The organism is Streptomyces sp. CA-106110, assembly GCF_050936285.1.
In the GTDB taxonomy this organism is placed as follows: domain Bacteria; phylum Actinomycetota; class Actinomycetes; order Streptomycetales; family Streptomycetaceae; genus Streptomyces.
Map to the genome: position 1 here is coordinate 3,378,600 of NZ_JBNJNB010000001.1, position 12,769 is coordinate 3,391,368.

9 protein-coding genes and 1 pseudogene are annotated in these 12,769 nt (G+C 71.4%); 7 read left to right on the plus strand and 3 right to left on the minus strand.

The window, feature by feature from the left end:
- The first annotated feature begins 194 nt into the window (after window positions 1-194).
- The 3 genes from ACQEXA_RS15520 to ACQEXA_RS15530 all read left to right on the plus strand — a co-directional run bounded on the left by ACQEXA_RS15520 (window position 195) and on the right by ACQEXA_RS15530 (window position 5,831).
- Window positions 195-1,442 (plus strand): FAD-binding protein, encoded by a 1,248-nt coding sequence (locus ACQEXA_RS15520; protein WP_433130413.1) that lies wholly within the window; start codon window positions 195-197, stop codon window positions 1,440-1,442.
- 130 nt (window positions 1,443-1,572) lie between these two features.
- Window positions 1,573-2,841, plus strand: a complete 1,269-nt coding sequence (locus ACQEXA_RS15525) for an ROK family transcriptional regulator (RefSeq protein ID WP_432934122.1) — start codon at window positions 1,573-1,575, stop codon at window positions 2,839-2,841.
- 92 nt (window positions 2,842-2,933) lie between these two features.
- Window positions 2,934-5,831, plus strand: coding sequence for a glycoside hydrolase family 2 TIM barrel-domain containing protein (locus ACQEXA_RS15530; RefSeq protein WP_432934120.1), 2,898 nt, complete (start codon window positions 2,934-2,936; stop codon window positions 5,829-5,831).
- A 188-nt stretch (window positions 5,832-6,019) separates the two neighbouring features.
- On the opposite strand, the pseudogene ACQEXA_RS15535 reads toward ACQEXA_RS15530, so the two are convergent.
- Window positions 6,020-7,287, minus strand: a pseudogene (locus ACQEXA_RS15535) (MFS transporter).
- Between the two features lie 80 nt (window positions 7,288-7,367).
- The gene (locus ACQEXA_RS15540; protein ID WP_432934116.1) at window positions 7,368-7,799 is read right to left on the minus strand and encodes an ATP-binding protein; all 432 of its coding nucleotides are present in this window, start codon (window positions 7,797-7,799) and stop codon (window positions 7,368-7,370) included.
- A gap of 154 nt (window positions 7,800-7,953) precedes the next feature.
- On the opposite strand from ACQEXA_RS15540, the gene ACQEXA_RS15545 reads away from it, so the two are divergent.
- From ACQEXA_RS15545 to ACQEXA_RS15560, 4 genes are all read left to right on the plus strand, one after another.
- Window positions 7,954-8,790, plus strand: a complete 837-nt coding sequence (locus tag ACQEXA_RS15545) for a helix-turn-helix domain-containing protein (RefSeq protein ID WP_359401873.1) — start codon at window positions 7,954-7,956, stop codon at window positions 8,788-8,790.
- Entirely contained in the window at window positions 8,787-8,981 is a 195-nt protein-coding gene (locus tag ACQEXA_RS15550) for a DUF397 domain-containing protein (RefSeq protein WP_432934114.1), read from the plus strand. The genes ACQEXA_RS15545 and ACQEXA_RS15550 overlap by 4 nt, the downstream gene beginning before the upstream one ends.
- Window positions 8,982-9,145: 164 nt before the next feature.
- Complete coding sequence (locus tag ACQEXA_RS15555) at window positions 9,146-10,576, plus strand: selenium-binding protein SBP56-related protein (RefSeq protein ID WP_432934112.1); 1,431 nt, start codon at window positions 9,146-9,148, stop codon at window positions 10,574-10,576.
- 104 nt (window positions 10,577-10,680) lie between these two features.
- Window positions 10,681-11,280: a TetR/AcrR family transcriptional regulator gene (locus ACQEXA_RS15560; protein ID WP_432934110.1), complete on the plus strand. Its 600-nt coding sequence runs from the start codon at window positions 10,681-10,683 to the stop codon at window positions 11,278-11,280.
- On the opposite strand, the gene ACQEXA_RS15565 is transcribed toward ACQEXA_RS15560, so the two are convergent.
- Window positions 11,257-12,030, minus strand: a complete 774-nt coding sequence (locus ACQEXA_RS15565; RefSeq protein ID WP_432934108.1) for an isocitrate lyase/PEP mutase family protein — start codon at window positions 12,028-12,030, stop codon at window positions 11,257-11,259. The genes ACQEXA_RS15560 and ACQEXA_RS15565 overlap by 24 nt on opposite strands.
- Window positions 12,031-12,769: the final 739 nt, after the last annotated feature.

A 12,769-nucleotide genomic window follows, 5' to 3' on the forward strand; every position in this document is an offset into this window, starting at 1 on the left:
CCTCCCGGCTCAGGCGTTCGACTACTCACGGTATGCCCCCGCCCGTCCGCCGGCGGTGCCGGGTCCCCTCGTGCCGTGCGATGTGCGCCGGAACGGCGATGTCCGGGAGCGGGCGGCGGCGCCTCATAGGTGGTCGATGTAGGTTCCAGGTGACTGCGTGTGCGTGGCCGCGGGCCACGGGGAGGGACGACGGAATGACCGAAACCGTGACCAACTGGGCGGGCAACATCACCTACGCCGCGAAGGAGCTGCACCGCCCGCGGTCGCTCGACGCGCTGCGTTCCCTCGTCGCGGACAGCGCGCATGTACGGGTCCTGGGCAGCGGGCACTCGTTCAACGACATCGCCGAGGCGGGCGTCGACGGGGTGCTGCTCTCGCTGGCCGATCTGCCGTCCGAGGTCGAGGTCGACACCGCGGCCCGCACCGTACGGGTCGGCGGAGGCGTCCGGTACGCCGAGCTCGCCCGCGTGGTGCACCGGCACGGGCTCGCACTGCACAACATGGCCTCGCTGCCGCACATCTCGGTCGCGGGTTCGGTCGCGACCGGCACCCATGGCTCGGGGATCGCCAACGGCTCGCTCGCCTCGGCGGTGCGCGAGGTGGAGCTGGTCACGGCCGACGGCTCCACGGTGCGCATCGCCCGGGGCGAGAGACACTTCGACGGCGCCGTGACCTCGCTCGGCGCGTTCGGTGTGGTCACCGCGCTCACCCTCGCCCTGGAGCCGGACTACGAGGTCGAGCAGCACGTGTTCACCGAGCTCCCCCTGCAAGGACTGGACTTCGAGACGGTCGCCGGAACGGCGTACAGCGTGAGCCTGTTCACGGACTGGCGGGAGCCGGGCTTCCGGCAGGTGTGGCTGAAGCGGCGCACCGACCAGCCGCTGCCGGACTTCCCGTGGGCCGCGCCGGCCACCGAGGCGCTGCACCCCGTACCCGGCATGCCCGCGGTCAACTGCACCCAGCAGTTCGGCGTGGCCGGCCCCTGGCACGAGCGGCTGCCCCACTTCCGGGCGGACTTCATGCCGAGCAGCGGCACCGAACTGCAGTCGGAGTATCTGATGCCGCGCTCCTGCGCCCTCGACGCGCTGCACGCCCTCGACGCCGTCCGCGGCACGGTGGCCCCCGTGCTCCAGACCTGCGAAGTGCGCACGGTCGCCGCCGACACGCAGTGGCTGAGTCCGTCCTACGGGCGGGACACCGTGGCGGTGCACTTCACCTGGGTCAAGGACACGGCGGCCGTCCTGCCCGTGGTGCGCCTGGTCGAGCAGGCGCTGGACGCCTTCGCGCCCCGGCCGCACTGGGGCAAGGTGTTCACCGTGCCCGCCCGGGTGCTCGGCGAGCGCTACCCCCGGCTCGGCGACTTCACCGCGTCGGCGGTGGAGCTGGACCCCTCCGGCAAGTTCCGCAACGCGTTCGTCCGCAGCGCCCTCGAGCTTCTGTGAGGGCGGCGCCGGTGGCGACCTGCGCTTCGTACAGCCCCTTTCCTAACCCCTTGTAGAAAGGCCGTCCCCGGCATAGGCTCGCGCCGGCCGGGGCACTGGGCCCCGCCGGGCCCGGAGGGACCGAGGGAACGTGTCCGCCAAGCGCACCTCACGCGACATCCGCACCGCGAACCGCTACGAGGTACTGCGCCAGATCATCGCCCGTTCCCCCACCTCCCGGCAGGAGCTGGCGGCAGCCACCGGGCTCAGTCTGGCCACGGTCGCCACGCTCGTCGGCGAGCTGCTCGACCTCGGGATGCTGACCGAGGTCGGGTTCGAGGACTCGGCGGGCGGCCGGCCGCGCGGACTGGTCGCCGTCAACGCCTCCGGGGGCGCCCTGATCGGCGTCGACATCGCGGAGACATACGTGCGTGTCGAGCTGTTCGACCTGGCCCTGAACATGCTGGCCCGCGCGGACGAGGACATGCGTCCCGGCGAGAGACGCCCCGAGCAGGTCGTCGGTCATGTGGCGGCGGCGGTCGGCTCGGTGGTCGAACGGGCCCGGGTGGAGGGGTCCCGCGTGCTCGGCGTCGGTGTCAGCGTGCCGGGCCAGGTGGACCGGGACCGCGGGGTCTGCGAGTACGCCCACAACTGGGACTGGCACGACGTTCCGCTGCTCGACCTGCTCGCCGAACACATCGCCCACCCCCTGTACCTGGACAGTCCGCTGCGCGCCTGCGCGGTCGCCGAGCTGTGGTTCGGGGCGGCCCGTGGACGCGGGGACGCCGTGGTCGTCAATCTGGGCACCGGCGTCGGAGCCGGGCTCGCACTGGGCGGCGGGCCGCACCGCGGCGTCAGCAACAGCGCCGGCGAGTGGGGACACACCACGCTGGTGCTGGACGGGCGGCTGTGCCACTGCGGCGACCACGGCTGTGTGGAGACCTACGTCGGGGCGCCCGGCATCATGCTGAACCTGCGGGAGCTCAGCCCGGGCAGCCCGCTGCTGCACCCCGAGGACCAGACCGCCACGATCGACGCGCTCGCCCGCGCGGCCGCCGCCGAGGACCCGGTCGCGCTCAAGGTCCTCCAGGACACCGGCCGCTACCTCGGCGCCGGGATCGCCGACCTCGTCAACCTCCTCAATCCGGAGGTGGTCGTGCTCAGCAGCTGGGTCGCCGCCGCGCTCGGCGAGCCGTTGCTGACCGAGGTGCGCGCGGCCGTCGAGCGGCGCGCGCTGCGCCGGCCCTTCGCCGCCACCGAGATCGTCCTGTCCCCCATCCCCACCGACCCGGTGTGCCTCGGGGCCGCGACCTTCGCCCTCGAAGGGGCGCTCCAGCCGGCCGGCACATCCCGCAGAGGAACAGCGCAGTCCGCCGACCGCACCGCCCCCGCAAGGAGGCCTGCCGCATCGCCTTCGTGAGGGGGTGCGGAGGTCGCAGCGGGCCGCCTCCGGGTGTCTCGCACTCCGTCGCCTTCGGCATTCCTGACGTCGCACAACGAACCAGGAGAACGATGTCCTTCCGCAGCTCCCCCGGACTCCCGGCTTCTTCGCCGCACTCGGTCAACGACTACGTAGAGGACGTCTCGCCGGGCAGCGGTGCCCTGCCGCCGCGCGCCCGGTACGCGTCCTCCGACGCCACATCCCTCTCCCTCAACGGCAGCTGGCGCTTCCGGCTGTCGGCCACGGCCGACGCCGAGGACGACTCGTTCGCCGCTCCCGGATTCGACGCGGCCGACTGGGCGGAGCTCTCGGTGCCCGGCCACTGGGTCCTCCAGGGCGACGGCTCGTTCGGGTCCCCCATCTACACCAACCACCTCTACCCCTTCCCGGTCGACCCGCCGCGCGTGCCGACCGAGAACCCGACCGGTGACCATCTCCGCGTCTTCGACCTGCCGGACGACTGGCCGTCGGACGGCGGGGCGGTGCTGCGCTTCGACGGCGTCGAGTCGTGCGCCCGCGTATGGCTGAACGGCACGGAACTCGGCGAGTTCAAGGGCTCCCGGCTGCCGCACGAGTTCGCCGCCGGGCATCTGCTCAAGCCGAGCGGCAATGTGCTCGCGGTCCGCGTCCACCAGTGGTCCGCGGGCTCGTACCTGGAGGACCAGGACCAGTGGTGGCTGCCGGGCATCTTCCGCGATGTCACGCTGCTGCACCGCCCGGCGGGCTGCGTCCTGGACTTCTTCGTGCACGCCTCGTACGACCACCGGTCCGGCGAGGGCACGCTGAGGGTCGACTCGGACGTGGACGGCCGGGTCGCCGTGCCCGCCCTCGGCATCGACGTCGCGACCGGCGAACCCGTGACCGTCGCCGTCGAGCCGTGGACCGCGGAGACCCCGAGGCTGTACCACGGCGAACTGGTCACCGAGGGCGAACGGGTGCCGCTGCGGATCGGTTTCCGCACGGTCGTACTCGAGGACGGCCTGATCAAGGTCAACGGAAGGCCGGTGCTCTTCAAGGGTGTCAACCGGCACGAGTGGCACCCGGAGAAGGGCCGCGCCCTCGATCCGGAGACCATGCGCGAGGACGTCCTGCTGATGAAGCGGCACAACGTCAACGCCGTACGCACCTCGCACTACCCACCGCACCCCGCCTTCCTGGATCTGTGCGACGAATACGGCCTCTGGGTGATCGACGAGTGCGACCTGGAGACCCACGGCTTCGTCGAGCAGGCCTGGCGCGACAACCCGGTCGACGACGACCGCTGGACCCCGGCGCTCCTGGACCGCGCCGCCCGCATGGTCGAACGGGACAAGAACCACCCCTCGGTCGTCGTCTGGTCCCTGGGCAACGAAGCCGGCACCGGCCGGGGCCTGACGGCGATGGCCGAGTGGATCCACGGCCGGGACTCCTCGCGGCTCGTCCACTACGAGGGCGACATCGACTGCCGTGACACGGACATGTACTCGCGGATGTACGCCTACCACGGCGAGGTGGAGAGGATCGGCCAGGGGCTGGACGGCGGCACCCTCAAACGCCGTGAACTCCCCTTCATCCTCTGCGAGTACGGGCACGCGATGGGCAACGGCCCCGGCGGCATCGCCGACTACCAGCGGCTCTTCGAGAGCCATGACCGGCTCCAGGGCGGTTTCATCTGGGAGTGGATCGACCACGGCATCAAGGACGAGCGGTACGGCTTCGCATACGGGGGTGACTTCGGCGAGGAGCTGCACGACGGGAACTTCGTCTGCGACGGGCTGCTGTTCCCGGACCGCAGGCCCTCGCCGGGCCTGATCGAGTACAAGAAGGTCGTCGAACCGGTCCGGATCGAGGAATGGGGGCCGGAGGGGACCGTACGGGTCCGCAACGCGTACGACTTCGCCGACCTCTCCGCTCTCACCTTCGAATGGTCCTATCAACTCGACGGGGAGACGGTCGAGTCGGGCACGCTGCCGGTGCCCACGCTCGCGCCGGGCGAGTGGGCGGACGTGAAACTCCCCGAGCCGCCGGAGACCGGCGCCGGTGAGACGCAGTGGACGGTACGGGCGCTGCTGGCGTCCGGCACCGAGTGGGGACCGAAGGGCCACGAGGTGGCCTGGGGCCAGTTCCCCGTGACCGCCCGCCCGGCGGTACGGGTCGCCCGGAGTGCGGGCCCGGTCCCCGGCGACGGCCGCATCACACTCGGCCCGGCCACCTTCGACGCCCGCACGGGCGCGCTGACGTCCGTCGGCGCGGTGGACGTGACCGGTCTGCGCCTGGATGTGTGGCGGGCGCCCACCGACAACGACGACGGCGCGGCGTGGCAGAGCGACACCCGCAACGGACTGCTGTGGCGCAAGCTCGGTCTGCACCGCATGCGGCACCGCCTGGACGGGGTGGAACGAAGCGGCGACGCGCTGACCGTGCGCACCCGGGTCGCGCCCGCCGCCCGGGAGCTGGGCTTCGCCACGGTGTACCGCTGGACGTCGGACGGGGACCGGCTGCGGCTGACCGTGTCCGTGGCCCCGGAGGGCGACTGGACGGTGCCGCTGCCGCGGCTCGGGATCCGCTTCGGGCTGGCCGGCTCGGCGGACCGTGTGCGGTGGTTCGGCGGCGGCCCCGGCGAGGGGTACCCGGACACCAAGGCCGCCTCGCTGCTCAGCCGTTGGGAGTCCACGGTCGACGGGCTGCAGACGCCGTACGTACGACCGCAGGAGAACGGCGCCCGTGCCGACGTCCGCTGGGCGGAGATCGGCGGCCTCAGGATCGAGGGCGACCCGGAGTTCTGGTTCAGCGCCCGGCGCTGGACCAGCGAACAACTGGACGCCGCCCGTCACCTCACCGACCTCGTCGCGGGTGACACGGTGTGGGTGAACCTCGACCACGGTCAGCACGGCATCGGCTCGCAGTCGTGCGGTCCGGGCCCACTGCCGCAGTACTTCCTGCGGGCGGAGCCCACGGAGTTCTCCTTCGTCTTCTCCGAGATCGGCTGACCGGCACGGCCATGGGCCATCCGCGGCCGGACGGTGCTTCAGCCGTCCGGCCGCGGGCCCGTCGTGAGCCGCGGCATTCCTGGCCTTGGCCGTCCGGCTTCCCGTCGCCGACCTGGCCGCTCGCCCAGGCCGGGAGGGCCGGTGCCCGGGTCGCGTACGGGGGGAACGGGTGAGGGCCGGGCCCATCCTCAAGCGGCCTCGGCGGCCACCTCCGGGTGGCGAGCGCTCACCGGGGTGAACAGGCCCAGTGCCGCGATGCCCACGCACGCCGCGCCGGCAACCGCGCCCACCGGCGCCGTGCCATGGTGCTGGGCCGCCCAGGTGACCACGGCCGCGCCGATCGGGGCCGCGGAGTAGTGGATGGTCCAGAACGCCGAGGTGACCCGGCCGAGCAGATGCTCGGGGGTCACCTGCTGGCGCAGGGACATGGAGCACGTTCCCGCGATGCTGCCGCCGCCGACGAACGCCGCCATCAGGATGGCGACGGCCGGCACGTCGCGCGCCCAGCCGATGCCGGCCATCGCACAGCCGCAGACGGTGACCGCGCCGATCCAGGTGGGGCCGAAACCGAGCCCGCGCCGGATCCGGGCGACCAGCAGAGCCCCGGTGATCGAGCCGAACGCACCGACGGCGAGGACGGTGCCGACAGTGCCGTCGCTCTGTCCGAGGTCGTGCTTGAGGTGGTAGATGAGCAGGTCGTTCAGGCCCAGTTCCAGAAAGCTGAACAGGGACAGCAGCACCGTCAGGGCCCGCAGCACCCGGTGACTGCGCAGGAAGGACACTCCGGCGAGCAGGTCACGCCACAGCCGCCGTCCGGCCGCCGCCGGTTCGGGCGGTACGGCCCGCCCGAACCGCACGAAGCAGAGGCACAGCGCCGACACCCCGAAACTCGCCGCGTCCACCGCGACCGCGGCGGCCGGACCCGCCCATGCGGCCACGACGCCCGCGCCCAGCGGACCGGCCACCCCGCCGCCGCGGCGGTCGCGTTCAGCCGGCCGTTGGCGGCGGTGATCCGCTCCGGGTCGACCAGTTGGCGTACGACGGTGACGTACCCGACCGCGAACAGCATGCCGACGGCCTCGCACACGGGCAGCACCGCGTACAGCAGCCATATGCGCGGCCCGGCGAGCCACAGCAGCGGAATCAGCGCGTACAGCACCATCCTGACCAGGTCGCAGGCGATCAGCAGCTTCCTGCGGTCCACCCGGTCCACCACCACGCCGGCGAAGACGCCCGCCAGCACCGACGCGGCCCCGCCGACCGCGGTCAACAGCCCCATCCGGGCGACGGACCCGGTGGCCTCCAGCACCAGCAGGGGCAGCGCGATCAGGGCGAAGGAGTCCCCGAGAAACGACAGGGTCTGCGCGGCCCAGAAGATCCGGAAGTCACGGCTGCGCCCCGGCCCTCGCCTGTCCTGCGCCGGCCGTTTCGCCCGCACCTCTGGGTCACCCGACATCCCTGGCCCCGTCCCGCCGAACGATCAAGACGCACCACCGTACGCCGACCGGACCGGCGCGCCCCACGGGGTTTTCGGGCTCACGCGACCCTCACCTCCGCCCAGACCAGTTTGTACGCACAGCCGACCCGCGGCTCCACGCCCCACCGCTCGGCGACCGCGGAGACGAGCATCAGACCGTACCCGCCCTCCTCGCCGCGCGACTTCCGGAGCACGGGCAGCCGTTCCGTCCGCCCGTCGGCCACCTCGACGCGTACGACCCCGTCGCGCAGGACCAGCCGGAGACGGAAGTCCCGCCCGGGCACACGCCCGTGCCGCACGGCGTTGGCCGCGAGTTCGGCAACGACCAGGGTCACGATCTCGCCCGCGCCCCCGTCGTACGGAAACCCCCACACGTCCATGCGATGGGCGACCAGCCGCCGCGCGAGCCGGGCACCCCTCGGTGTACTGCTGAAGAGCTGAGTGAACGTACGTACGGTGACGGGCTCATGGAGTCGTGGTTCTGCGCACATGACCCAAAAGTCCCCGAGATCACCCGCGTCCAACCAGGTACGGCACTCGTACGCTGCGACCCGTACGAGTTCACGCGGTGGACAGTGTGTGTAACGGTGCGTGACCATAAGGGACTTGGCGCGGTAGGCACCACTGCATTCGGGGGTTCCCGGCATGACCGACAGCACCATCGGCACCACGAACGAGCCGGAATCGTCCGACAGTCTGAAAGGCTTCGGCGCGGTCCACAAGGCATTCCGCAGGCGCGCGGGTCTCACGCAGGAGGAGTACGCGCCGCTTGTGCGGTACCAGCCCTCGACGGTCGCGTCGATCGAACAGGGACGCCGCTTCCCACCCCGTGTGTTCGTCGAACGGGCCGAACAGGTACTGGACGCCTTCGGCGCGCTGAAGGGTGCGTACAAGCACGTGGGACGGGAGAAGGGGCTGGCGTCCTGGTTCCGGCAGTGGGCGGAACTGGAGGAGCAGGCGATCAGCCTCTACACGTTCGAAAGCCGGTTGGTGCCGGGCCTGTTGCAGACGGAGGCGTATGCGCGGAGGTTGTTCAGCGAGCGCCTGCCGCTGCTCACCGACTCGCAGATCGAGGCGATGGTCACCGCTCGTCTGGAGCGGCAGTCGCTGCTCGCCGAACGGCCCGGTACCGCGTTCAGTTTCATCGTCGAGGAGTACGTCTTCGAACGGCGGACCGGCGGGGTCGAGGTCACCCGCGAGTTGATCGACCACGTGCTGGAGTCGACGGAACTGCGCAATGTCGAGCTTCAGTTGATGCCGATGGACCGCGACGTGCATGCCGGGCTGAACGGACCGATCCGGCTGGCGGAGACTCCCGAGAACGAGTGGTTCGCCTACTTAGAGGGCCAGGAGAGCAGTCAGTTCATCGTCAACCCGAAAACGATCAGTGTGCTGCACATGCGCTATGCGAAACTGCGTTCACAGGCTCTCACTCCGGAGGATTCCCGGAGCCTGCTGCAGCGGATGCGAGGAGCGCTATGAGCACCACTGAACTTGCCTGGTTCAAAAGCAGCTACAGCGGCGATGACTCCGGCGACTGCGTAGAAGTAGCCCTCTGCCCCACCACCGTCCACGTCCGCGACTCCAAGGACATCGCCGGCCCCCGGCTCACCCTCGCCCCCACCGCCTGGGCCGAGTTCTGCCGGCACATCGGCGCGGACTGCGCACGCTAGCCTCGGGCACGTCGCGGACCCGGCTTGGCAGTGCTTCGGGGCTGTGAAACGCTGGCTTATGGGACATATGTCCGGCTTCCGCACATCGATCTCGGCCGGGTGAGCCCGGCTGCCTCTCAGGGGTCCCCCGGGTTCCAGGCTCCCGTTCGGGAGAAGGAACAGCCATGACGACGACCGATCAGCCCCAGGACCGCGACGAGCACAGGGATCCCACCTTGTACCGCTCTCCGGCGGACGCCATCGCCGCGCCCCCGGAGACGCTCGCCTATGTCGTCGGTTTCGACCCGACCGCACAGCGCGCGGACGCGTTGTTCACCGTCGTCACCGACCCCGGATCCCCCGAATACGGCCGCGTGACCTCCCACGCCGCATTGCCCGACCTGGGCAACGAACTGCATCACTTCGGCTGGAACGCCTGCTCGAGCGCGCTGGCGCACGCCGGTCATCATCACGCGGCGCGGCGCTACCTCATCGTCCCAGGACTGCGCTCCTCCCGGTTGCACGTCTTCGACACCGGTCCTGATCCCGCCCGCCCCCGCCTGGTCAAGGTGGTCGAGCCCGAGGAGTTGGCGGCCAAGGCCGGATATTCCCGTGCGCACACCCTCCACTGTGGCCCCGACGGAGTGTTCCTGTCCTGCCTGGGCGGCGCGGACGGTGCGGACGGGCCCGGCGGCGTCGCGCTGCTGGACCACGAGAGCTTCGACGTGCTGCGGGCCTGGGAGAGCGACCGCGGACCGCAGTGGTTCGCCTACGACGTCTGGTGGCATCTGCGCCAGAACATCGCCGTGACCAGCGAGTGGGGGACTCCCTCGATGATCGAGGACGGCCTCGTCCCCGAACTGCTGCTGAGCCGCCGGTACGGCCACTCACTGCACTTCTGGGAGCTGGACTCCGGCCGGCACCTGCAGCGCGTCGATCTGGGGGACGAGAACCAGATGGTGCTGGAGCTGCGTCCCGCGCACGACCCCGAGGCGACGTGGGGGTTCGCGAACACCGTGGTCAACGTGGAGGACCTGTCGGCGTCGGTGTGGTTGTGGAACCGGGAGGGCGAGGACTACGTGGTCCGCAAGGTGATCACCGTCCCCGCCGAGCCGGCGCAGACGGAGGACCTGCCCCCGGCGCTGCAGCCGTTCGGCGCCGTGCTCCCGTGCATCACCGACATCGACCTGTCGGTGGACGACCGGTGGCTGTACGTATCCGCGTGGGGAACCGGCGATCTGCTCCAGTACGACGTGAGCGACCCCTTCCATCCGCGGCAGACCTCGTCCGTGCGCCTTGGCGGCGTCGTCAGCCGGCAGCCGCATCCCGCCGAGCCGGACGTTCCGCTCACCGGCGGCGCGCAGATGGTCGAGGTCAGCCGCGACGGGCGGCGCGTGTACCTGACGAACTCCCTGTACTCCGCCTGGGACGCGCAGTTCTATCCCGCGGGCATCGACCCGTGGATGGTCAAACTCGACGCCGACACCTCGCACGGCGGGCTCTCGGTCGACAGCCGCTTCTTCCCGCACGGCGCGGACTTCCTCGGCTTGCGCGTGCACCAGACGCGCCTGCAAGGCGGCGACGCCTCCTCGGATTCGTACTGCTACCGCCGCTGAAGCCACCACTCGAACGCCTGTTTACGTTCTCATCCCGGCGGGACCAGCCGCATTCGGCCGGGGCTAGGCTTCCGCCTGGGAACGCTAGGTAAGGAGCCACACCCATGCCCCGTGCCGGGCTCACGGTCGAGCGGGTGGTCGAGGCGGCGGCCGACCTCGCGGACGAAGTCGGCTTCGAGCAGGTCACGCTCTCCGCACTGGCGCGGCACTTCGGGGTGAAGGACGCAAGCCTCTACTCGCACGTCAGGAACCTGCAGGACCTGCGCACCAGGCTGGCACTGCTGGCCGGTGGCGAGATGATCGACCGGATTGCCGCGGCGGTCGCCGGGCGCGCGGGCAAGCAGGCGCTGGCCGCCTTCGCCGACGCCTACCGGGCCTACGCGCTGGAACGCCCGGGCAGGTACGCGGCCACCCAGATCCGTGTCGACCAGTCCCTCGTCGCCGACTCCCCCGCCCTGCGCCGCACCGCCGAGATCACCTACGGGATGCTCCGCGCCTACGGCCTCGAGGAACCCGACCTCACGGATGCCGTGCGCCTGCTGCGCAGCACCTTCCACGGCTACTGCGCGCTGGAGGCCGCTGGCGGCTTCGGTGCGCCCCGTGACGTCCAGGCGTCCTGGGACAAGGCCGTCGACGCCCTACATGTGGCACTGGAGCACTGGCCCCGTGGGACCACGTCGTCAGCCCCGGGCCTCCGGGCGTGACGGGACCAGGGCCTGCACCTCGTCGTACGACGGGGCCGTACCTTCGGGCCGGTGGCCGGAGCGGACGGTCTTCGCCGCTGCCACCGCGGCGCCCAAGGCCTGGCGGTAGAGGAGGGACCCGAGGCTGACCCTGCGCACGCCCAGGTCGGCGAGCTGCGGAAGGGACGGTCCGCTGGGCGAGTACAGGATGTTGAGCGGGACCTCCACGGACCGAACCAGTTCCGCGATGTGTTGCGGTTCGGCGAGACCCGGGACGAACACGCCGTCCGCCCCCGCCTGCCGGTACGCGTCGAGGCGGCTGCGCGTGTCCCTCGGATCCCCGTCGCCGAGCCAGTACGTGTCGGTGCGGGCGTTCACGAAGAGGTCGGGCACGGCGGACTTGACGGCGGCGATCTTGGCGGCGTGCACCGCGGCGGGACCGAGCCCGTCCTCCAGGTTGATGCCGACGGCCCCGGCCGAGCGCAACTCGCGGGCCAGCTCCGCCACCTGCTCCGGGTCCTCGCTGAAGCCGCCCTCGGCGTCGACGGACAGGAGGAAGTGGCCGGTGCCCAGCCCGCGTGCCAGCCGCAGGGTCGCCTCGCGGGTCGCCGCGGCCCCGTCCGGCAGTCCGGCGGCAGCCGCGACGCCGAGGCTCGTCGTGCCGATCGCCCCGAACCCCGCGTCGGCGAGGGCGGCCGCGGAGGCGTGGTCCCAGGCATTGGGCAGCAGGAGCGGCTCGTCGGCGTGGTGGAGATCGGCGAAGGCGGTCACGACGGATCACCCCCTGCGGCGGGGTAACAGGGCCGCCTGCCGGCCGCGAGTGCGAGGACGTGGCCGATCACGGCGGTGCCGACGTCGGCGGGTCGGGGCGGTGCGGACTCGGTCATGTGCCCCACCGTAGGGGCCCCTTGGTTCGGTGCCCGCCGAAGTGTCGCTGCGGTCGCGGGCGACGCGAACCTGGGACGCCCCGGTTCCGGTCGGGACGCCCCAGGGGCTGTGGACGGACTCGTACGCCCGGAGGCACGGCCTCCGCCGGAGGGGCCGCCGTCAACGTGAAACACCCTCCGGTATCAGATCTTGCGCCACTGGCGCCTCGCACACCAGACCCACGTACCCCGTCGCCCAGCGAAGAACGAACGCGCCATCTGCCGCTTCTCGTCCGGGAGATGGCCGGCCGGCGCGTCCGGCGGGGCTCCGGTCCCGGCGCAGGACCGGTCGGCGGGAGGTGGCCGGCGGCCGTCGCCGCATCGCTGTCGGCCGGACGGGTGACGCGCGGCCGCGGATAAAACTCGGGCGAGTACCCCAAACTCCGCGTGGGCATGCACCTCGCGGCCATACTGACTCGGCGAGCCGGCATCTTTGCCAGCTGCTTTGGTTGTCACACGACAACTGAGCTAACCTGCGATCGATTTTCTCATCTGGCATATCCGTGATCTGCGGAAATGTGGGGGCGATGAGCGGGGCCATTCGCGGACCCGGCGCGGTTCCGAGTCCTCGGTGCGAGGGCTCT